At 69.2% G+C, this 21,861-nt stretch carries 14 protein-coding genes; 10 read left to right on the top strand and 4 right to left on the bottom strand.

Annotated features, from left to right (window positions below):
• Positions 1-185 precede the first annotated feature (185 nt).
• From WMF19_RS11520 to WMF19_RS11505, 4 genes are all read left to right on the top strand, one after another.
• Complete coding sequence (locus tag WMF19_RS11520; protein ID WP_437899126.1) at positions 186-2,276, top strand: L,D-transpeptidase family protein; 2,091 nt, start codon at positions 186-188, stop codon at positions 2,274-2,276.
• Between the two features lie 62 nt (positions 2,277-2,338).
• Positions 2,339-3,523, top strand: a complete 1,185-nt coding sequence (locus WMF19_RS11515) for an acyl-CoA dehydrogenase family protein (RefSeq protein ID WP_272101676.1) — start codon at positions 2,339-2,341, stop codon at positions 3,521-3,523.
• Positions 3,524-3,657: 134 nt separating this feature from the next.
• Positions 3,658-8,172: a HipA N-terminal domain-containing protein gene (locus WMF19_RS11510; protein ID WP_437899125.1), complete on the top strand. Its 4,515-nt coding sequence runs from the start codon at positions 3,658-3,660 to the stop codon at positions 8,170-8,172.
• A gap of 4 nt (positions 8,173-8,176) precedes the next feature.
• Complete coding sequence (locus WMF19_RS11505) at positions 8,177-9,109, top strand: type II toxin-antitoxin system HipA family toxin (protein WP_437899124.1); 933 nt, start codon at positions 8,177-8,179, stop codon at positions 9,107-9,109.
• A 419-nt stretch (positions 9,110-9,528) separates the two neighbouring features.
• Here WMF19_RS11505 and WMF19_RS11500 read toward each other — a convergent pair whose 3' ends face one another.
• Positions 9,529-10,146 (bottom strand): SAM-dependent methyltransferase, encoded by a 618-nt coding sequence (locus WMF19_RS11500; protein WP_437328725.1) that lies wholly within the window; start codon positions 10,144-10,146, stop codon positions 9,529-9,531.
• 69 nt (positions 10,147-10,215) lie between these two features.
• Positions 10,216-10,914 (bottom strand): 50S ribosomal protein L3, encoded by a 699-nt coding sequence (rplC, locus tag WMF19_RS11495; protein ID WP_437899123.1) that lies wholly within the window; start codon positions 10,912-10,914, stop codon positions 10,216-10,218.
• Positions 10,915-11,254: 340 nt separating this feature from the next.
• On the opposite strand from rplC, the gene WMF19_RS11490 reads away from it, so the two are divergent.
• Complete coding sequence (locus tag WMF19_RS11490) at positions 11,255-11,764, top strand: hypothetical protein (protein ID WP_437328723.1); 510 nt, start codon at positions 11,255-11,257, stop codon at positions 11,762-11,764.
• A 33-nt stretch (positions 11,765-11,797) separates the two neighbouring features.
• Here WMF19_RS11490 and WMF19_RS11485 read toward each other — a convergent pair whose 3' ends face one another.
• Both WMF19_RS11485 and WMF19_RS11480 read right to left on the bottom strand, forming a co-directional pair.
• Positions 11,798-12,184, bottom strand: coding sequence for a cupredoxin domain-containing protein (locus tag WMF19_RS11485; RefSeq protein ID WP_437328722.1), 387 nt, complete (start codon positions 12,182-12,184; stop codon positions 11,798-11,800).
• Between the two features lie 128 nt (positions 12,185-12,312).
• Entirely contained in the window at positions 12,313-13,056 is a 744-nt protein-coding gene (locus tag WMF19_RS11480; RefSeq protein WP_437899122.1) for a Bax inhibitor-1/YccA family protein, read from the bottom strand.
• Positions 13,057-13,844: 788 nt separating this feature from the next.
• On the opposite strand from WMF19_RS11480, the gene WMF19_RS11475 reads away from it, so the two are divergent.
• The 5 genes from WMF19_RS11475 to WMF19_RS11455 all read left to right on the top strand — a co-directional run bounded on the left by WMF19_RS11475 (position 13,845) and on the right by WMF19_RS11455 (position 21,851).
• A complete protein-coding gene (locus tag WMF19_RS11475; RefSeq protein ID WP_437899121.1) occupies positions 13,845-14,966 on the top strand; it encodes a DUF4419 domain-containing protein in 1,122 nt (373 codons plus the stop codon).
• A 273-nt stretch (positions 14,967-15,239) separates the two neighbouring features.
• Entirely contained in the window at positions 15,240-16,493 is a 1,254-nt protein-coding gene (locus WMF19_RS11470; protein ID WP_437328720.1) for a hypothetical protein, read from the top strand.
• A gap of 45 nt (positions 16,494-16,538) precedes the next feature.
• On the top strand, positions 16,539-17,657 hold the full coding sequence (locus tag WMF19_RS11465; protein WP_437899120.1) for a hypothetical protein: 1,119 nt from the start codon (positions 16,539-16,541) through the stop codon (positions 17,655-17,657).
• A 25-nt stretch (positions 17,658-17,682) separates the two neighbouring features.
• A complete protein-coding gene (locus tag WMF19_RS11460; protein ID WP_437899119.1) occupies positions 17,683-20,115 on the top strand; it encodes a DUF2169 family type VI secretion system accessory protein in 2,433 nt (810 codons plus the stop codon).
• Entirely contained in the window at positions 20,112-21,851 is a 1,740-nt protein-coding gene (locus tag WMF19_RS11455; RefSeq protein ID WP_437899118.1) for a pentapeptide repeat-containing protein, read from the top strand. Before WMF19_RS11460 ends, WMF19_RS11455 begins: the two co-directional genes overlap by 4 nt.
• Positions 21,852-21,861: the final 10 nt, after the last annotated feature.

The raw sequence follows: 21,861 nt of genomic DNA, 5'->3' as shown, positions 1-21,861 counted from the left end.
CGCGCGCCGCGCTGGTGAAGCCGGCGGGCGCGGGTCCGGCCCGCGCACCTCGCGCCAAGGCGCCCGCCGGACCTGCCGGGCCTCCTGGCGCCTCCTGCCGGCGAGCCGCTCGCTCCCGTGCCCTCCCACGCTGCTGAGCCCCCTTGAACTTGGCCCTCGTCGGCGCCTGCTGATACGCGCGCTCCATGCGCGTGAGAGGCGTCCTCCTCCTGCCGGCCATAACGCTCGCGACGCTCAGCGTGAGCTGCCCGCGCCCTGCCTCCGAGCCAGCCGCGACGTCCCCGGCCCCTGCGCCCGCCGCCGCCGTCACCGCGCCGCTCGCCGCGACCGCGCCCGCCGTCGCTGCCCCGGCGCCCTCCGCCGCCACCGTGGAGGACGCCGCGCCGCCCAGCGCGGAGGCCGCGATGGCGCCGGGCGCTCTCGCGATGGCGCCGGGCGCTCTCGCGGCGGCGCCGGGCGGTGACCCGCTCGCGTTGCCGGCGCTGCCGCCGGAGCTCGTCGATGACGGATCCGACAAGCTGCCCGAGATCGATCCTCCCCCGGCCACCTCGCCGACGGCGGCCGAGGAGGAGGTCCACGAGCTCGCGAGCATCGCCAGGGAGACCTGGGTCTTCGCCGAGCCGCGCTGGACCAGCCGGCGGATCGGGTACCTGCGCGCCGGCGCCGTGGTCGCGCGCAGGCCGCAGCCGTCCGGCAGGACATCGTGCGCCGAGGGCTGGTACCGCATCGAGCCGAACGGCTACGTCTGCATCGGCGCCAGTGCGACGCTCAACATTCACGACCTCGCGGTCGAGGCATCGTCTCGCCGCCCGGTCCGCCGGTTCGCTTCGCCCGCCTTGCCGGTCGTTGGTGGCGAGGCCGCGCCTGCCACAACACAGCCGGGCGAGACCCCAGTTGCCGCGGCGGAGACGGGTGAGACCGCACTTGCCGCTGCGCAGACGGGTGAGACCGCACTTGCCGCAACGCAGCCGGGCGAGACCGCACTTGCCGCTGCGCAGCCGGGCGAGACCGCACTTGCCGCTGCGCAGACGGGTGAGACCGCACTTGCCGCAACGCAGCCGGGCGAGACCGCACCTGCCGCAACGCAGGCCGGCGCAAACACACCTGCCGCAACGCAGGCCGGCGCAAACACATCTGCCGCAACACAGGCCGGCGCAAACGCACCTGCCGCAGCGCGGGCCGGCGACGCGACAACCCTGCTCGGCGGCCTGCCCTACACGTACGTGATGTCTCGCTCCCCCACCCCGCTGCTCTATGCGCGCCTGCCCGACGAGGACGAGCAGCGCGGCGCCGAGCCCGACCTCGCCGCGCACCTGCTCCGCGCCGCGACCGCCGCGCGCGCGCCGGACTTCGTCGCGCCTCCGCCTCCGGACGCGACCCCCTCGGTCCTGCTCTATGGGCGGCCGGCGCCCGGGCTCGCCGGCGATCGCCGCTCGCCCGGCGCGCTCGTCCTTGGCCGCGCCCGGACGCGCTCCGGCTTCGCCCTGCTCTCGACCTTCGACCACGACGGGCGCCGCTTCGGCCTGACGACCGACCTCACCGTCTTGCCGCTCGACCGCACCCGCGTCATCCGGCCGAGCGCCTTCGCCGGCCTGGCGCTCCCGGAGGGCGTCACCTTGCCCGTCGCCTTCGCCAGGCGCCGCCACGCCGCGCGCCTCGTCCCGGGCGAGCGCGGCGGCGTCACCCGCGCCCCGCTCCGCTTCCGCGAGGCGATCCCCCTGTCCGGCGCATCGCGGCGCGTCGGCGGCATCGACTACCTCGAGGCGCGGGACGGCTCGCTCGTCCGCGCCGACGAGGTCGTGCGCGTCGACCCGCTCCCCAGGACGCCCGCGTGGGCGGTGCGCGGGCGGAAGTGGATCGACGTCTCGATCGACAAGCAGAGCCTCGTCGCCTACGAGGGCGCTCGCCCGGTCTACGTGACCCTTGTCTCGACGGGGGCGGACGGCCTCGGCGACCCCAAGACGACGCGCTCGACCATCCAGGGGCTGTTCCGCATCCACACGAAGCACGTCACGGTCACGATGGACGGCGACGAGGAAGAAGAGGATCCGTTCGACTTCCGCGACGTGCCTTTCGTCCAGTACTTCACGGAGGGCTTCGCGTTCCACGCGGCCTACTGGCACGACGATTTCGGCACCCCGCGCAGCCACGGTTGCGTGAACCTCTCTCCGCTCGACGCCGCCTGGCTGTTCGAGTGGACGACCCCCGAGGTGCCGGCCGAATGGCACGGCGCGCTCTCGCTACGGAAGGGCACGCTCGTCTCCATCCGCCCCTGAGCCGCCGGCCCGCCGGCGCTGCCCCTTCCGCGCCGCGCGAAGGCACGCTACACGCTCGCTCCATGGCCACCCAGGAGCCCCTCTCGCTCGATCAGCTCATGGCGATCGATCCGCTGCTCTCCGAGGAAGAGCGCATGATCCGTGATGCCGTCCGTCGCTTCGTGCGCGAGCGGTACCTCCCGCGCGCCGCGGACCTGTTCGCGCGCGAGGAGTTCGCCACCGACCTGATCCCCCAGATCGCCGCGCTCGGCCTGCTCGGCGGCTCGCTGACCGGCTACGGCTGCGCCGGCATGAACTCGGTCGCATACGGCCTCGCGCTGCAGGAGCTCGAGTATGGCGACAGCGGCCTGCGCAGCTTCGTGAGCGTCCAGGGCTCGCTGGCGATGTATCCGATCTGGAAGTATGGCTCCGAGGCGCAGAAGCAGCGCTGGCTGCCGAAGATGGCCGCCGCCGAGCTGATCGGCTGCTTCGGCCTGACGGAGCCCGACAGCGGGTCGGATCCGAGCTCGATGAAGACCCGCGCCCGGAAGGACGGCAGCTCGTACGTGCTGACGGGCACGAAGATGTGGATCACGAGCGCGCCCATCGCGGACCTCTGCGTGGTGTGGGCCAAGGTCGACGACGGAGGGGCCGAGTCCATCCGCGGCTTCGTGGTGGAGCGCGGGATGAAGGGCCTGGAGACGCCGCTCATCCACGGCAAGATGAGCCTGCGCGCCAGCCCGACAGGCGAGATCGTCCTGAACGAGGTGCGCGTACCGGAGGAGAACGTGCTCCCTGGCGTGGTCGGCCTGAAGGGCCCGCTCGGCTGCCTGACCCAGGCGCGCTTCGGTATCGCGTGGGGCGCGCTGGGCGCCGCGCGTGCCTGCTACGAGACGGCGGTCTCCTATGCGCGCGAGCGCACCCAGTTCGGCCAGCCGATCGCGTCACGGCAGCTCATCCAGTCGGAGCTCGTCGAGATGGCGACGGAGATCGCGAAGGGGCAGCTGATGGCACTGCACTTCGGCCGGCTGAAGGACACGACCGGCATCAGCCCGGTGCAGGTCTCGCTGTGCAAGCGGAACAACGTCGGCTGGGCGCTCAAGATCGCCCGGACAGCGCGGAGCGTGCTCGGCGCGAACGGCATCCTGCTCGATTACCCCGTCATCCGTCACATGCTCAACCTGGAGAGCGTGTACACGTACGAGGGCACCGACGAGGTGCATTGCCTGATCCTCGGCAACGCGATCACGGGGCACAACGCGTTCTGATGGGATGTCGGCGGTTGGCCCGCGCTGGCGGGCTGCTGCGCGCGTGACCCGCCACGCGCCGAGGTAGGGCTCGCCCGTCTGTCAGGCGAGCGAGAAGAGTCGTGGTACGCTCGCGGCCTGGAGGCTAGCGGAGCGTGGTCCATCGGAAGCCTGTCACCCTGCTGCACCTGTCGGATCTGCAGTTCGGCCCGCATCATCGCTTCGAAGGGCCGAGCTCGCCGGGCAGCCTCCTCCAACGCCTCCGCGACGACCTCGATCGGCTGCGCGAGGAGGACGGGACGCGTCCGGACCTCGTTCTCCTCACCGGCGACCTCACCGAGTACGGCATGAAGTCGCAGTTCGATCAGCTTCTCTCATTCGCTCACGGGCTGACTGAAGTCACGGAGCTGGCGCCGCGCCGAGTGGTCGTCGTGCCCGGAAACCACGACGTCAACTGGAAGCTCTGCCAGGCGTACTTCGCGGAGCGCGAGGGCAACGAGGAGCGGCCGGCGCTACCGTACTGGCCGAAGCTGCGCCCCTACGCGGAGTTCTTCGCCCGCTTCTACGAGGGGCAGACGGGGATCCAGTTCACCGAGGCGGAGCCGTGGACCCTGTTCGAGTACCCCGACCTCCGGGTGGTGGTCGCCGGCGTGAACTCGGCGATCGCCGAGAGCCATCGGCCCGAGGACCACTACGGCTTCGTCGGCGAACAGCAGCTCCGGTTCTTCGCGGGCAAGCTGCGGCCATACAAGGAGCAGGGGTTCCTCAGGATCGCGGCGATCCATCACGATCCGCTTCACCCGGGCGAGGTCGAAGCCGCGAAGCAGGATGCGAAGGACCTGAAGGGAATGCTCCGGCCCTACCTGAACCTCGTGGTGCACGGGCACCTCCACGAGGAGCAGCTGGGGTGGCTCGACAACGACGTGCCGGTCCTCGGGATCGGCAGCGCGGGCGTGAAGGTGCCGGAGCGGCCGCCGGAGGTGCCGAATCAGTATCAGATCGTGCAGATCTACCCGGATCGGCTGGCGTACGGCACGCGGGCCTATGTCCCGGACCAGAAGCGGTGGATTGGGTGCCTGAGATCCGATCCGGAAGGACGCGCGTGGCGGATCGAGAAGCGGGTGGGGTTCGAGCGGGTCGAGGGTACCTTCTCCAGCAACGCTGAAGCCGTTGCGTCCCCGCTCGCCGAGCTCGCGCAGATGGTCGATGCGTACCGGCGTCACTGGGCAGACTTCTACCGACGGGAGACGTTGTTCGACCTGGCGACGATGGGCGAGGACGCGGACATCCCGGCAGGGCTCGACCTGCTGCACGTCTTTCTGCCGCAGACCGCGCGCCGCGAACCGCCCCGTCTGGATCTGCCGCGCGACCTCGGCGGCGATCTCGACGACGACGAGCGGCTCGGCAGGCTCCCGCAACGAACCAGCGCGGACGATGCGCGGAATCGCACGGCCATCGTCGGTCCACCGCAGCCAATCGATCGCGTCCTCACCTCGCTGGGAGAGCCCTGGGTTCTGATTCTAGGCGCCCCCGGGGCAGGCAAGAGCGCCCTCACCCGCTGGCTCGTCCTCAAGCTCTGCACGCCAGGCGAGTCACACGGCGACCTGCCCGCCGACCTCGTGCCGGTGCGTATCGAGCTCCGGCGGTTCGATCTCCACTATCGTCAGTGCCGACAGGCGGGCCGGTCGTGCGACTTCTTCGACTACCTCGACGAGATCCACCGGGAGCGCAACCTCTCGCTCCGTGGAGAGCCGTTGCGCCGCCTCGCCGAAGCGGGACGGCTCCTCTGGCTGATCGACGGGCTCGACGAGGTGGCAGACCCGCACGCCCGGCGGGATTACGCCGCCATGATCGTAGGCGTGCGCGACCGCTACGCGGGGCGCGGCGTCGTGACGAGCCGGATCGTCGGCGCTCGCCTGGCGCAGCCGCTCTTCCAGCAAGCCGGGCTCGCGACCTACACGCTCCAGGAGTTTGATGAGCGGCAGATCGATGCCTTCCTGGAGCGCTGGCACCGGCTCGCCTTCCCCGGTGCGCCGGAGGCCGCGGCGCGACGGCTTGAGCGCCTTCGTCAGACCCTCAAGGAGAGCAGGCCCGTTCGCGAGCTGTGCAGCAACCCTCTGCTGCTCACGCTGATTGCGCTGCTCAACCGCGGCGCGGAGCTGCCCCGGCAGCGGCACCGGCTCTACGAGCGCGCCGTGGACCTCATGGCAGAGCAATGGGAAGCGAACAAGCCCCTGGCCTCAGCCGGCGCGATCCAGTTCGATCTGGCCAGCAAGAAGCGATTCTTGCGGAGGCTCGCCTTCCTGATGATGACCGAGCTCGCAGGCGGCAGCGGTAACGCCGTCCGGCAGCGGGACCTGAGCGCCTTCGCGGCGTCCTTCTGCGCCGAGGCGTACGGGATCAGGGCCGAGGAGGCGCAGGCCACGGCTGAGCATCTCATTCAGCATCTGCGGGAGAGGAACTACATCCTCGCCTTGATCGGCGGGCAGACATTCGGGTTCGTGCACAAGACGTTCCTGGAGTACCTCGCCGCAGCGGAGATCCATGCGCGCTTCCGGAGCCATGAGTGGGGGCTCGACGAGATCAAGGCAGTATTCAGGAAGAACTGGCAGGACCAGGCGTGGGAGGAGACGCTAACCCTGCTCTGCGGGATGATCGAGGAGGAGCGCCCGCAGCAGGTGATCGAGCTGCTGCAGTCCGTGCTCGAGGACGTGGATCCCTTCGAGGATCATCCAGTATATAGCTTCGTATCGTTCGCGGTCCGATGCCTGGCCGAGATCCGGCTGCTCGATCAGGAACCTGTTCGTTCCTTCGCGCGCAAGCTCACGGATTGTATTCTCGGATATCACTTTGCACCCTGGTTCTCAATGGACAAGCTGCCCGCAGCGCTCCGGCTACGCGGACCGGAATGGCCGGACGCCGCGCGCATCGTCGCCGCAGCACTCGAAGCAAAGTCTCAACACAAGCAAAACAAAACTCTTTTCGTACTAAGCGAATGCGCATTTGCAGTTAGCGCAAAACAAGAACGCGTCACCCGATTGACAGAGCTCGCCTTTAATCAAAAATCCGAGTTCCGCCTCATCAATGGAGTCATGGAAGCAGGGCGCCTGGGAGAATGGACAGCAGCCGAAGCATCCTCACTGCATGACGTCGTAGAGAAGCTCAAGGAACCGGCGAAGACAAGAGCGTCGATCGCGCTCCTCGACAGCGGCATGACCTGGGCTGCAAGCTCCGTCGCCGCTGTCATGCGTGGCCGCGAGGATCCACGCTTGCGCTACTCTGCGGCGCTCGCACTGCTACGTATCCCCGAGTGGCGAAGCGAAGCGGTAAGCATCGTGGTAGGCGCGATCCGCTCCGCGCATGTGCCACTGTCGGGCGTGGACGTCGAACTCTTGCTGAAAGCTGCGGAAGAACCGTCTCTTCGCGAGCAAGTGCGCTCTTTGTTATACATGAAACACATTCATGTGAGGGATAGGGAGGGAATCGCCCGGGAACTCGCTTTGCATTGGCATGATGAGGAAGCCCTCTCGATCTGGACGAAAGCGATCTTCACCAAGGGAGACGAATCGTTATTCACCGGCGTTGACGCTGTCATGCTAGAGAAATTGGCCCGCGAGCACACCGGGGTGCAGCGAGCCTTGTCGCACGCGCAGGATGACATCACCAAGGTTAATAGGCTCTGCCCAAGGATAGTTATCGCGCAGTGGATGGCCGGCCGCAACGACCCGCGTGGCATAGAAGCGCTGCGCGAGATGGCGTTCTCGGACTCGTTATTCGCCCGGATCCGCCATCTCGCAGCGGAAGCCTTGCTCGACGTCCCTTCAGTACGCCAGCTTGGTGTCGACGCGCTAGTCCTGCTCGTTCATGAGGGGACAGACCACTACAGCGGCGATGCATTCTTTGAGCTGCTCCAGCGCGCGCGCAATCTGCCAGAGGCACGGGCTGGGCTTTGGCGTCTCCTTGAGGGCGAGCTCCGTGACGATCTTCGGCTGAGGGCGTGTCGAAGGCTCGCATCTCGCGAGGGCGAAAATCGAACCGAAGCGATCCAGCATATTCGCCAGCTCGCCGCTGCTTCGAACGACGAAGCCGTTCGCGTTCACGCCGCCGCGTATCTCCGTGACACGGGCCACTCCGAGCCAGAATGGCGCCCCGTCCTCGTACATCTTGCCCGGCACGCCAAGCGCGGCTCCACCCGCCTCCTCGCCGCAAAAGCGCTCCGCGACGAGGGCCGCATCGCCCGCATCGCTGCACGCGCTAAGAGCGCCAAGGTTCGCGCGGCGGCCTCCGCCGCCCTGGAGGATCTGCGCATCTACCGCGCCCTGCTTCAGGTCGGTCGCCCGCGCCGTGGAGTCGTCTCGCTCGATGGCACACGTGCCGGCGTCATCGAGGAGATCCCCGGCGGCTCCCGCTTCATCTACGACCGCTCCTACCTCGCCCGTCCCGACGCCGTCCCCCTCTCCCCAACCCTCCCGCTCCGCCCCGAGCCCTACGAGAGCCGCGGCCTTCACCCATTCTTCGAGAACCTTCTCCCCGAGGGCTGGCTCCTCGACCAGACCTGCCGCAAGCTCGGCCTCGACCGCACCGACGCCTTCGGCCTGATGCTCGCCACGTGCGCCGATTGTGCCGGCGCCGTGGAGATCGTGCCGGAGAAGCTCTCGGTGGCCGCGTAGCCGCATGAGCGCCTGCCTGATCTGCCTGGACGAGCGCCCTCCCGACGACTCCGGAGGGCGCTACCACCGCGCCTGCCTGCGCCAGCTGTTCGGCGTCGAGGAGGCCCCGCGGATCAATCTGGATCTCCTCCATCTGCCAGCCCGGATCCAACCCGAGATCGGCAAGATGTCGATCTCCGGCATGCAACGAAAAGCGCTCATGCAGCTGTCGGAGGACAGGAGCTGCCTGGAGGTCGCCGACAAGAGCAGCCGTTACATCCTCAAGCCGCAGCTCGAGCGGTTCTCCCATGTCCCCGAGAACGAGCACGTGAGCATGCGGATCGCCGCCCTCACCGGCGTGCGGGTGCCGCGCCTCGGCCTGTTCCACCTCGCGGACGGGAGCCTGGCCTACGTCATCAAGCGCTACGACCGCACCGGCCGCAAGAAGGCACGCAAGCTTCACCAGGAGGACTTCTGTCAGCTCGCTGGCCGACCGGCCCACGAGCGCGACAAGGGTACCGCGGCGGAGTGTGCGGGCATCGTGGCGCGGTATTGCGGTGAGCCCGAGGTCGAGCTGCGCCGGCTCTACCGGCACATGCTCGTCGCCTACTGGATCGGGAACGGCGACATGCATCTCAAGAACCTGTCTCTTCTGCGCGGAGCGGATGGCATCTATCGGCTGGCACCGGCCTATGACCTGATATGCACCTGGGTCTATGGGGACAAGACGCTGTCGCTGCCCCTCGGCATCCGCAACAGGGATCTGCGTCGCCACCACTGGCTCGACCTCGCCGAGCAGCACATGCGCCTCCCACGCGCCGAGGCCTCGACGGTCATCGACGCGATGCTCGGCTGCACGAGCGAAGCGCTGGCTTTGCTGCGACGTTCGCCGATGCCCGAGGAGATGCGGAAGAGCTATGCGCGCCTTCTGAGGAAGCGAAGCCGCGCGCTAGCATGACGGCAACGCATTTTACGCCCCGCAGCGCCTCTCATCGGGAAACGGTCGATCCATCGGCAGGCGTAGGCTCGCGCCGAGGGTATTCACGGGCAGCGCGGGAGACGGACCGCCGTCCGGACGCTGATAAATTGAGAGAGCGGTAGGCCCCCGGAGAGGGTGTTCGTGGGGCGGCGCGGGGGACGGACCGCTGTTTGAGCCCAATTGACGTTCTATCTCCGGCGTGCGCAGCGCGCCGGAGGTAGAACGTCAATTGGGCGAGTTCGGTGGGGCCCCCGCGCCGCCCCACGAACACCCTCTCCGGGGGCCGGGCAGTCCAGCAAGACCTCTCCTCTGCTCCGCCCATCTCCGGGGACCGGGCCGCCCGGCGCCATCCCCTTTCCGCTTCCGCCCGCCCGGAGACGCCCTCGCGCCCCGCTCCCCTACCCCGTCTTCCCCGCCGCCTTCCTTCGCAGCCCCACCAGGAAGATCTCCACGCTGTTCGCCCGCGTCCCCTCGGGCCGGATGCTCCGGACCTCCTCGCAGAGGTTCCTCAGCGCGTCCCGGGCCTTCACGAAGTCCTCGCTCATGAAGATCTTCCCGACGAACGCCCCACCCGGCGCGAGCAGCGCCTCGGCCACGGCCACGGCGCGCATGAACAGCTCGTAGCTCCGGGCCTGGTCGGCGATCTTGCTGCCGCTCGTCGCGGGCGCCATGTCCGACAGCACCACGTCGTACGGCGCGAACTGCGCGAGCGCCTCGTTCGTCAGCGACAGCGCGTCCCCCTGCACCACCGTCGCCTGCGGGCCGAACGCCGCCGTGATCGGCGACAGATCGACCGCGAGCAGCTTGCCCCCCGCGCCGATCCGCTGCGCCGCGTACATCGACCACGAGCCGGGCGCTGCGCCCAGGTCGAGCACCCGCTGGCCAGGGCGGAGCAGCCGCACCCGGCGATCGATCTCCTCGAGCTTGAAGACGCTTCGCGCAGGATAGCCCTGCGCCTTCGCCGCCTTCGTGAAGGCGTCAGGCCGCTTGTACGGGTTCTTCGGCTTCTGCGACACGGAGGGACCCCTGGCAGGCACGACCGGCGGGGCGCTCGCTCACGGGAGCGCCCCCGCCGTCGGCCGGGATCAGCCGCCCTTCTTCTTGGTCGGCTGCTGCACCGGCACGATCCCCTTGCCGCCGCGCTTCTTCACGGCGCCGCGGATCGTCACCAGCTGGTTCTTCGGGCCGGGGACCGGACCCTCGATGAGGATCAGGTTGTCCTCGGGGAGGAGCTTCGCGATCTTGAGGTTGAGCGCGCTCACCGTCTCGTCGCCGTAGTGGCCGGGCATCTTCAGGCCGGGCAGCGTGCGGCCGGGGGTCATGTTCGTACCGATCGACCCGCCGTGGCGGAAGTACTCGTGCGTACCGTGCGAGTTGACCGCGCCGGCGAAGCTCCACCGGCGGATGACGCCGCTGAAGCCGCGGCCGCGCGAGCGGCCCTGCGCGTCCACCCGCTGGCCCACCTCGAAGATCTCGTCGACCTTGAGCGTGCTGCCGAGCTCGTACTTCGCCGCGTGCTCCGGGCTGCAGCGCAGCTCGCGCACGATCCGCTTCGGCGTCTGCCCCGACTTCTTGTACGCGCCGGCGACCGGCTTCGTCGTGTGCTTCTCCGCCCGCTCGCCCAGGCCGAGGATGAGGGCGCTGTAGCCGTCCTTCTCGAGCGTGCGCTTGCCGATGACGACGCAGCCCGCCTGCACGACCGTGCAGCGCAGGACCTCGCCCTTCTCGTTGAAGATCTGCGTCATGCCGATCTTCTTGCCGATGATGCCGGGATGCTGATTCATGATGGGATTGCCTTGCTCGCTCCGTCCGGGGTGGCTGGGACTGGCTCCGCGCGGCGCGCCGCGAGAGCGATCCCCTCGGTGCGCCTCGTCACGAGCCGGTTCGGAGCGAAGAACCGGGGCGGCTTCCCGCCGGGCACGTTGGGGGGCGCAGAGCTTACCCACGGCGCCCCCAAAGGGAAGCGAAAACCACCGCCACAACGGTAATCCGCACCACATCCCCATCGAGACGCATCGCGTCGCGATCGCCCGGACATTGTCCTTCTGGGCGGACATTTCCTGTCTCTCCCTGGCATCGAAGTTCCGAGGAGCGGGCCTCACATTGCCTCATCGGAGGTCACGGATGACAGACATCATCGCTCACGGTGAGCCGGACGACGTCGAGCGCCTCATGGATCGTTACTGGTTCCTCCTGAGAGGCGAATCGCACGGCGCCGCTGAGGACAGCGCGGGCGCGGCCCGGACCCGGGTGGTCCGCGACGGCGAGTTCGTCGTGGTGAGCATCGAGGCGTCGGCGCTCGGATGGCCCGAGGGGACGCTGCTCTTCAGGTTCCGATCGGAGGTGGCCCCCTGCGCCGAGTGCATCGAGCGCGCGGCCGCGATCGCGCGCCACCGGACGCGCGGCATGCTCGGCTCGGGCGACGTGCGCGAGATGCTCCGCTTCGCCGTCGCCCGCTGCGCCGCGGCCGGGATCGACGTGGCCCACGCCGGTGCGCCCGTTCGAGGCGACGGGGCGCGCCGGGACGACGCGCCGGGCAGCGCGGGGGAGCCCGCCTCCGGGAGGCGCCGCGCGGCGCAGGACGCGGGCGGCGGCGCGAAGCGCTACGACGCCGAGCTCTGGCTCATGCTCTGACAGCGCGCGCGCCTCGCGACGGGCGCGGCCGCGTCACGAGCCGACCACGTTGAGGGTCGCCTTGACCATCGCCATCCAGCACTGAAGCACCATCTTCCCCTCCTTCTGCGGGGTGACGGCCACCTCGACCTGCGTGTTCAGCGGCAGGTCCTTCTCGATCTTCAGATCGGGAATCGCGATCGCCTTCAGACACTCGCTCTTCGTCGTCCGCGTGAAGCGCAGCACCACGGGCTCTCCCTTCTTCAGCTCGATCGTCGACGGGGAGAAGCCGCTGTCGTTCACCGCGATGTCGATGCGCTTGACGTTCGCCGGCGCGGCGAGCTCGGCGGCCGCCACCACCGGCGCCTCCTCGGCAGGCTTGCTGCAGGCGAGGGATGACAGGGAGAGGGCAAACGCGGCGACGAGGAGCTGCAGGCTCATGGTCAGCGCGTTCTTACTCGGCCCAAATCGCGCGTCAAGCCGCCCTCCGGCCGTCCGCCCCGGGCAAGAGACCCGAGGGCGGTCAGGCGCGGGAGCGCGGGCGCCGTGGACGCGGCCGGTTCAACCCGTCAACCGCGGCCCGAGAGGATCTGCAGAATCGACGAGAAGAGGTTGATGAAGTTGAGGTAGAGGTCGAGCGCGCCGCCGACGGGGTCCTCGTCGTTCGAGTGGAGCAGGCGCGACGTGTTGTAGAGGACGTATCCCCCGAACACGAGGACGGACACGCTGGCGATCGCGAGGCCGAGGAGCGTGCTCCCGAGCAGGGCGTTCAGCAGCATCGCGCCGAGGACGACCATGGCGCCCATCACCAGCCCGCTGGCCATGAACGACAGGTCCTCCCTCGAGAGGAAGACACCCAGCGTGAGGCTCCCGAACGTGAGGACGGTCAGGATGAAGGTGTCCCGCACCGGGGCCGACGACAGCGTGCCGCCGAGGCCCGCCGCCGCCTGGGCCATGTAGAGCGCAGGCGCCGTGGTGACCCCCAGGACGGCCGCCATCCCGAAGAGCGCGAGGACGTTGACGCCGGGGATCTTGCGCACCGCGCGCGCGCCGAACATCACGCCGAACACGACGCCCATCGAGAGGATCGGGTGTTGCGCGAACAGCTCGACGACCGGCGGCATCGCGCGCCCCAGAGCCCCCTCCTCCACGTCCGGCGCCCCGATGTACAGCGCGCACATGGCGCCCAGGGAGGAGACGACCAGGCTCGCCGTGAAGAGCCCGTAGACCTTCTTGAGAAAGTCGATCCGCAGCGCCAGCTTCGGGCTGGCCGATACGCTCGCCCCGAGGGGACTCGCCTGGCGTGAGTTCATCTGCTGCGCTCCTCCTTCAGGGCATTTCGCCGCGGCTGCACGAGCGCCTAGTCGTGCACCATTCACCATGGACATGCAACACCGGCACGGCGCAGCCCTCGGCCATCTGCTGGCCGCAAAAAATCACGTTCCAGCGGCATCGCGCGCACATGGCGAGGCCGGCGCGGGGTGAACGGCGCGCCGACATCGTGCTCGATTCCGGCTAAAATCAGCCCGGGTTCAGAGAAAAATCTCTGGGATCCGGCTAAAATCGGCCCGGATCCAGAGAAAAATCTTTCAAATCCGGCAAACAACAGCGCGGATCCAGAGAACAAGCTCTCGATTACGGCCAAAACAAGCCAAGATCCAGAGAAAAATCTCTCGCTTCCGACGAAGAGAAGCGCGGATCCAGAAAAACCTCTCACTTCCGACGACAACCCGCTCGGCTGCAACGCCGGCGCCGGGCGACAGCGCCGTCGACCTGGCTGCGCGCGCCGTGGGGAGGATCCGAGAAAGGTCCAGAGCGCTTCTCAGCGCTCCGGAACAACGACCGCACACGCTTCCCAGCGGACCCGGAGCACGACCGATCACGACCCATCGACAATCGATGCCTCGGAACAAGCACCTTGCCAGGCCCAGGCGCTCACGCCGGACAGCAGGAGCGCGCCGCGCCCGGGCGCGCTCCGTCCCATGCAGCGACGCCGCTATGGGCGCCTGCACGCGGCCCGTTGTCGCGCGCCGCACGCTCGTGTACGAAGGACAGCGAAGGATCACGAGCGCGCCGCGCAGCCCGGGGAGGACGAGGTTTCATGAACGTCACGACGATCGCCGTTGCCGACGTCGAGCCCGCGACGGCGCCGTTGCCGGGATTCGATAGCGAAGCTGCGGTGCAGAGCCTGCTCGTCTCCCAGATCGAGGCCTCCTACCGCCACCGCCTGCCCCTCGTGGGGCGCACGGACCTCCACCCGCTCGTCCAGGCCGCCTATACCGCCTTCACCCAGCGCTATCCCCTCGTGCTCTCGCCCGACGTGGTCTGGCTCTGCCTGGCGCGCGGCTTCACCTTCCACCTCGCCGCGAACGACGAGCATCGACGCCGCTTCCTCCCCGACGATCACGAGTTCGCGCTCGTCGTCGATCGCCCGGACTTCACCCTCGGCGAGGTGAACCCGTGGCCGGCTTTGTTTCCGGACTTTTCCAGGCAGATTTCGGCGCGCGTCGGCTCGCTGCGGGACCTCGTGACATCCAATTTCTCCACCACGGGGCCTGTCGAGCGGGTGTCGTCGGAGCTCACGGTCGCGACCCCGCTCGCGCCGCACTACGCGTGGGAGCCGCCGTTCCCGGGCGACATGGAGTTCCCGCAGCGCGGGATCCCGCGCGTGTACCTGCTCGGCACGTCCGACGACTGGCGCTGGGTGCGCCAGCGCGTGGCGATGCTCGGCTCCGTCGGGCAAGATCGCTGGACCCGCGCGCTCCTGCCTGTGCTCGACCAGATCGCCGCCTCGGCGGAGGGGCGCGCCGACACGATGTTCTGGCGCGCGTTCTTCAGGTACGAGAGCTCGGCCGACGAGCTGACCGGGTGGATCCACGTGCTGTTTCCCTACCTGCGCGCCTGGCCCAACGACTACTTCGCCCCGAACCCCTATATCGAGACATGGCATGAGCGATGGCGGACGGCGGAGGCCCGGAGCGACGCGCTCGGGGGCCTCGGGAACCCGCAGGGACCAGGGCTCTCCGAGCTGCCGCCCGGCCTGACCAGCGCCCAGCTGCGCTTCATCGACAGGAGCAGGCGCGAGCACCCCATGGAGTTCATCAGCGGCCTCATCGGCGTCACGCAGGACCCGCACTCCCTCGCGCTCCTCCCGGAGTTCGTCTGGGCCATCGCGCACCAAGCCCCCGAGTCGGCAGCGCAGCGCCCCGCCGAGGCCTCATGAGCCACGCGGCCCCGTGCTCTACGGCGATTTCCGCCCCCCTCTGCCCCATCCAGAGCCGCAGCAGAGCGGCGGTCACCCGCACAGGAGACGGGCCCAGATCGGCGTTTTCGGCGCGGAAGCGCACTCCAGTGCGCTGAGCACCGAAAACGCCGAGGTGGGCCCGTATCCGAAGCGGGTGACCGTCGCTCTGGACGGGCGGCGCACCCTGACATAGGATTGTGCGGTCCGCGACACGGCGACGCCATGCGTCGTCCATCACGCTCGGAGGCTCCAGTGTCCGGAGGCAAGTTCGCGCTCCTCGAAGTACCGGATCTGAACGGCGGGGAACCGTCCTACCTCCGCCTCGGGGCCGCAGCGCCCCTCGGCGAGAGCGCGGGGGACGATCTCGCCGAGCGGATTCAGACGTTCACCGACGACGACCGCAAGCGGGACGGCTCGCCCGATTTCGTGCCCGTGGGCGAGCGGAAGGCCGAGACCGCGAAGCTGCACACGAAGGGCGGCTGGCGCGATCACACCGACGGCAACCGCATCTCGACCACCAAGGGCGACAAGGTCGAGGTGATCGGAGGGAACTACCGCCTGCTCATCCTCGGTCGCGGGGAGCACCAGGCGGGCTGGGACGTGTCGGGAGGGCACGTCACCGAGGTCAGCGAGACCTTCGGCGGCGGCACCACGATCGAGTGGGTGCAGAACTACGGCGGGACGTGGAAGGTGGTCGAGACGACCATCAAGGGCGAGGTGCACACCGTCTACCACGGCGACGTCTACGACTATTACTTCGGGAAGATCAAGGAGAGCCAGACCGGCACGGACACGTTCCCCACGCTGAATGTCACCGATGATTTCATCGATGACAAGAACCCGCCCTCGCCCCAGGCGATCCCGACGGAGAACCCCACGATCGTCGACAGGACGTGGGCCAAGAGCATCTCGTCCTATACCGGCTCGGAGAAGCTGCCGGTGCCGTCGATCACGGACGAGACCTGGGCGGAAGTGATGGTGACGAAGACGAACGCCACCTCGATGACCGACGAGACGACCGTCAAGGGGGAGTCGAAATCCACAATGCACGCCGCGTCGATCACGTCCTCCACCAAGGTCGACGGGACCATGGATGACCACACCGAGGCCGACACCATCAAGAGCTACACGAAGGCGAGCAAGATCATCTCCGAGACCCACGCCGACACCGAGGACAAGATGTACGGCGACGCGGACTCCTACACGCAGGGCAACAGCAAGACCGTCGTCGATGGGATCGAGACGACGATCAACCTCGGCATGGTCAACGAGGTCGTCCTCGGGGGGATGATCGAGGCGACGCTCGGCGCGGAGGTGACCTTCACGGCCGGCGGCATCGTCGACGTGACCGTCGGGCTCAAGGCGGATTTCAGCTTGACCGGGAGCATCGACGTCTCCGCCGGCCCCACGCTCGAGATCAGCCCGGCGGGCGTGGAGCTCCACATGAGCAAGACGGAGATCGCGCTCGCGAACAAGATCGTCTCTGCGTTCAACCTCTTCGTTTGAGGGCGCGAGCACCACGCTCCACGCGCCACCGGATACGGAGCTCCCATGGCCGGCGATGGCAAGTACGGTATCCTCCATGTGCCTGATTTCGGCGACGGCATGTCGTCGTACCTGCGCATCGGCGCGGCCGAGGGCGACGAGTACTCCTGGCGAGATCACACCGACGGCAACCGGGTCATCACCACGCGGGGCGACAAGGTCGAGGTCATCGGGGGCACCTACAAGATGACCGTCCTCGGGCGCCGCGAGTTCGAGAGCGGCTGGAAGGCGGAGGACGGGCAGATCAACGAGAAGAGCATCACCTTCCACGGGTCGGGCGAGTTCGACTTCATCCAGGGCCCCCGCGGCGAGAAGCGCCTGCGCGAGAAGACCGTGAAGGGCGAGGTGCACACCACCTACCACGGCGATGCATTCGAGTTCCATTACGGCAGCAAGCTGGAGAGCGTCACCGGACACGACAGCCCGCCGCGCGACCTGGACGCGCTCACGGCGCCCTGGGGCCTCCCTCCGTCGGGCGTCCTCGGGGAGAACCCCACGATCGTCGACAGGACGTGGGCCAAGAGCATCTCGTCCTATACCGGCTCGGCGAAGCTGCGGGTGCCCTCGATCTCCAACGAGACCTGGGCGGACACGATGGTGTCGAAGACCCACGCCACGTCGATGACCGACGAGACGACCGTCAAGGGACCGTCGAAGTCGACGATGAAGGCGGGGTCGATCACGACCTCGACCACGGTCACCGGGACCATCGATGACCACACCGAGGCCGACACCATCAAGAGCTATACGAAGGCGAACAAGATCATCTCCGAGACCCACGCCGACACCGAGGACGATAAGTACGGCGACGCGGACTCCTACACGCAGGGCAACAGCAAGACCGTCGTCGACGGGATCGAGACGACGATCAACCTCGGCATGGTCAACGAGGTCGTCCTGGGGGCGATGATCGAGGCGACGCTCGGCGCGGAGGTGAGCTTCACAGGCGGCATCTCGGCCAGCGCCACGATCGGCCTGGAGGCGTCCGTCACCGTCGCCGCGTCGCTCGATGCCAGCATCGGGCCCACGCTCTCGATGGGGACGGAGAAGTTAAAGGTCACCCTGGACCGGGGCAAGGTCGCGCCCGTCCGCACGAACATCGCGGCAGTCCACCTCATGACGTGACGCGCAAGCGCGGCGACCCTCACGGATGGCGAACAAGAATCTCACCCCGTTCCTCTTCGGCAGCAAGGTCACCTCGCGGAGGCCGCCCCAGCCGGAGATGACCCTGATCGTCCGGGCGAAGTTCATCCTCGAGCCCGGAGCGCCGCTCTCCCTGCCCGAGGGCCACCCGGCGCTCGCGCAGGAGACGCTGCGCGGCGACGTGTTCCACGACGACGATCACGAGCAGACCGGCGAGTGCCTCTACCCGAGCGATCTGGTGGACTTCAAGCCCCACGCCGACGTGCTCCTGATCGGCACGTGCCACACGCCGGGCAAGGCGCGCATGACCGAGTGTCCTGTGCGGTTCGGCGTCGGGTCCTGGTCGAAGATCCTGCGCGTTGTCGGCGAGCGCGTGTGGATGGATGGCCTGCTCGGGCCCGCCATGAGCGATCCCGTGCCGTTCGACCGGATGCCCCTCGGCGATCGACGCAGCTTCGGAGGGCCGGGGCACCCGCTCAACCCGGTGGGCAGGGGCCACGGGACGCGCGAGCTGCCCAACGTCGAGGGCGCGGACGATCTGCTGCTGTCGCGCTCGGATCGGCCGGCGCCCGCGGGGTTCGGGCCGCTGTCGCCGAACAGGCCCGATCGGCGCGCCCGGGTCGGGAAGAACTACGGCAAGGCGTACCGCGAGAAGCGAGCGCCGTACTACGCCGACGACTTCGACTGGACGTACTTCAACTCGGCCCGGCCCGACCAGTGGCTCCCGTACCTGCGCGGCGACGAGGAGCTCCTGTTCCAGAACCTCCACCCGGACGCGGAGGTCTTCCGGTCGCGGCTGCCGGGCCTCCGGATCCGCGTCTTCGCGAACGACGCGGAGCGCGGGTTCCGGGAGGTGCCGATGCACCTCGACACGCTGCTCGCCAACCTGGACGAGGGGGCCCTGTTCCTCACGTGGCGCGGCCTCACGGAGGTGACCGACGACGACCTCTCGCGCGTCACCACGCTTGTCGCCTCCGAGCCGCTCGACGGGCCGGCGCTGCCCGAGGAGCATTACCGGGAGATCCTCGCGCGCTTCGAGGCCGACCCGCTCGAGATCGAGGAGCAGCTCGCGCCGGAGCTCAAGGAGGAATGGGGGGCGCTTCAGGCGCTGCAAAAGAAGGGCGACGGCGCGGCGCCGCCCGGCGGCGGCGCGGCGGGGCTCGACCCGCTGTCGGCGCTGCTCAAGGCGCGGCTCGGCGACGTCGCGAAGCCGCAGCAGGAGAGGATCGGCCGGGCGATGGCGGGGCTCGCGGGCGTCGCGTTGCCGGGGGGGAAGGTCCTCGGCAGCGTCATCGCGGAGGCGCTGCGCAACCTGCCGAAGGCCTCGCAGGCGCTGCCGCCGATGAGCTCCGCCGCGTCGCCCATGCTGATGGACGCGGCGCTCCGGACGGCCTTCCGGCGCGTCGCGCGGGCGGTGGAGGAGGCGAAGGAGCTCGCGGCCGCGCGCGGGACGCAGGTCCCGGCGCTCGCGGCGTGGGACAAGCTCGCCGGCGATCCGAAGCTCGCGTCGATGGGCCTCTCCACGGCCCCGCCTCAGCCGCCCGGGCAGATCGGGCCCGGGAGCGACCTCCGCGACCAGGACCTCAGCGAGCAGGACCTGAGCGGCCGCGACCTGACCGGCGCGAACCTCACGGGCGCCATCCTCACGGGCGCCGACCTCCGGGGCGCCAGGCTCACGCGCGCCATCCTCAAGCACGCCGTGCTGTTCGACGCCGACGTGAGGGAGGCGGATTTCACGGGCGCGGACCTGAGCCTCGCCACCCTCCAGAGCGCCTGGGCGGAGCGCGCCGTCTTCCGCGGCGCCACGCTGGAGGGCACCACGTTCGACGGCGCGCGGCTCATGGAGGCCGATCTCTCGGGCACGCAAGGGTCGCAGCTCGTCTTCTCGAGGGCGGACATGACGGGGGCCGTCGCGCGCGGGGCGGCGTGGGCGGTGGCCTTCCTGGAGGACACCGTGATCGAGCGCGCGGACCTGTCGCAGGCCTCGCTCACGCGGTGTTTCGTGTCGAAGGTCAAGGGCGCCTCCGCCACGTTCGCGGGCGCCACCCTCACCGGATCGAGCTTCTCCGGGTCCGACCTGACCGGCGCGATCTTCACGGGCGCGCGGGGCGACGGGAGCGTGTGGATGGCCGCGACCCTCACCGGCGCAGATCTCAGCCTCGCCGTCCTGACGGGCGCCCTCTTCAGCGAGGCGACGGCCGACGGCGCGATCTTCTTCGGGGCCAACGTGCGGGGCGCCCGGTTCGACAGGGCAAACCTCACGCGCGCCGACTTCACGCGGGCGAACCTCTTCGAGGCGGACCTGCTCAAGGCGCGGGTCCCGGAGGCGAAGTTCGTCGACGCGAACCTCTACGATGCAAAATTCTACGAGACCTCGGGATCCGGCTGTGATTTCAGGGGGGCGAACCTGAAGAAGTCGACGCTGGAGCGAGATCGATGACCCCGGACGAGCTGAGGGCGCTGCTCCAGGCGGGCGAGGCGCTCGAGGGCAGGACGCTCGGCGACATGGACCTGCGGGGGGCCGATCTCCGCAAGGCGCGGCTGCGCGGCGTGAAGCTCGGGCGGGTGCAGCTGGAGGGCGCGGACCTCTCGGGGGCCGATCTCCGCGGCATCAAGATGGCCTGGTGCGCGCTCCGCGGCGCGGACCTGTCGGGCGCCGATCTCCAGGGAGCGGCCGTCGCCCAGAGCGACCTCTCGGGCGCGAACCTCGCCGGCGCGAACCTCACGGGGGCGAGCCTGGTCCGCGGGCAGCTGACCGGGGCGAACCTGCGCGGCGCGCGGCTCCAGGAGGCGAACCTGGCGGAGTCGAAGCTCGCGGGGGCGGAGCTGTCCGGGGCGACCCTGAGGGGCACGCGGCTCGACCTGGCCGACCTGTCGGGCGCGGCGCTCGACGGCGCGACCGTCTCGCAGTCGTCGTTCACGCGGGCGGATCTCTCGGGCGCCTCGCTGTCGCAGGCGCGGATCGAGGGCTCGTCGTTCGCCGAGGCGAACCTGACGCGGGCCGATATGTCGGGCGCAGAGCTCGACACGGTGGTGTTCCTGAAGGCGGATCTCCGGGAGGCCGTGCTCCCGAAGAAGCTCACGAAGGCGGTGTTCGACGGCGCGCGCCTCGGCCGGCTCGACCTCTCCGGGGCGGACCTCGCGGGCGCGGCGCTGGAGGGGATGGACTTCTCCGGGGTGAGCTTCGAGAACGCGAACCTCACGCTGTCGTCGCTCCAGGGCACGGACCTCCGGGGCGCGAGCTTCCGGGGCGCGACGCTCGACCAGACGGTGCTCGCGAGCTGCGACCTCACCGGCGCGGACTTCCGGGGCGCGACGGTGAGGTCGTGCATGCTCTACCGGGCGCGGCTGCCGGGCGCGGATCTCTCGGGCAAGGACCTCGAGATGGTGGTCTTCAAGGAGGCCGATCTCTCGGGCGCGAACCTGTCCGGGTCGCGGCTCGTGCGCTGCGTGCTGGAGGGCGCCAACCTGACGGGCGCGAACCTGACGCGCGCGCTCGTGTCGCAGACCACGCTGCGGACCGCGGTCGTGGAGGGCATCACCTTCGAGAAGGCGATCTTCGACTGCGTGGACTTCTCCGGCGTGGACCTGACGCGGGTGTCGCTCTCCGGGCTGACCATCTCGCGGTGCTTCTTCGCGCTCGGGAACCTCTCGGGGATGGACCTCTCGGGGTGCAACCTGTCGAACTGCGACTTCACCTCGTGCAACCTGGAGCGGACGCGGCTCGACGGCGCCATCCTGGCGAACGCGAACTTCAAGGGGGCGAACCTGCGGCAGGCCTCGCTGGCGGGCGCGATGGCGAAGGCCGCCTTCTTCGGCGAGGGCGTGCTCGCCGGCGCCGGGTTGACGCAGGCGATGCTCCGCAATGCGATCTTCGTGAAGGCCGATCTCTCGGGGGCGAACCTCGCGGGGGCCGACATCCGGGAGACGGTGATGCACGAGGTCCGCGCGACCGAGGCGCTGTTCGTGGGGGTCAAGGCGCACCACGCCGATCTCTCGCACGCGGACATCTCGGGCGCCGACTTCACCGGCGCGGACCTGCACTGGGCGAACCTGCACCACGTCCGCGACGAGAAGACACGTTATCTCGACGCCAACCTCGCCACGGCGAGGCGCACGGACGTGGATCGCCTGGAGGCCGAAGCATGGATGCCGCCCGAGCGGCGCTCGCAATGAAGGAGGAGCG

The sequence above is a fragment of the Sorangium sp. So ce124 genome (genome assembly GCF_051525235.1).
Classification (GTDB): domain Bacteria; phylum Myxococcota_A; class Polyangia; order Polyangiales; family Polyangiaceae; genus Sorangium; species Sorangium atrum.
Note: the sequence above shows the minus strand (reverse complement) of the source record. Positions and strands in the feature narration are given on the sequence as shown.

Coding starts and splice junctions, on each gene's coding strand:
- WMF19_RS11485 (WP_437328722.1), bottom strand. CDS start 12,184: ATGAGCCTGCAGCTCCTCGTCGCCGCGTTTGCCCTCTCCCTGTCATCC.
- WMF19_RS11480 (WP_437899122.1), bottom strand. CDS start 13,056: ATGAACTCACGCCAGGCGAGTCCCCTCGGGGCGAGCGTATCGGCCAGC.
- rplC (WP_437899123.1), bottom strand. CDS start 10,914: ATGAATCAGCATCCCGGCATCATCGGCAAGAAGATCGGCATGACGCAG.
- WMF19_RS11515 (WP_272101676.1), top strand. CDS start 2,339: ATGGCCACCCAGGAGCCCCTCTCGCTCGATCAGCTCATGGCGATCGAT.
- WMF19_RS11465 (WP_437899120.1), top strand. CDS start 16,539: ATGGCCGGCGATGGCAAGTACGGTATCCTCCATGTGCCTGATTTCGGC.
- WMF19_RS11505 (WP_437899124.1), top strand. CDS start 8,177: ATGAGCGCCTGCCTGATCTGCCTGGACGAGCGCCCTCCCGACGACTCC.
- WMF19_RS11455 (WP_437899118.1), top strand. CDS start 20,112: ATGACCCCGGACGAGCTGAGGGCGCTGCTCCAGGCGGGCGAGGCGCTC.
- WMF19_RS11460 (WP_437899119.1), top strand. CDS start 17,683: ATGGCGAACAAGAATCTCACCCCGTTCCTCTTCGGCAGCAAGGTCACC.
- WMF19_RS11475 (WP_437899121.1), top strand. CDS start 13,845: ATGAACGTCACGACGATCGCCGTTGCCGACGTCGAGCCCGCGACGGCG.
- WMF19_RS11490 (WP_437328723.1), top strand. CDS start 11,255: ATGACAGACATCATCGCTCACGGTGAGCCGGACGACGTCGAGCGCCTC.
- WMF19_RS11520 (WP_437899126.1), top strand. CDS start 186: ATGCGCGTGAGAGGCGTCCTCCTCCTGCCGGCCATAACGCTCGCGACG.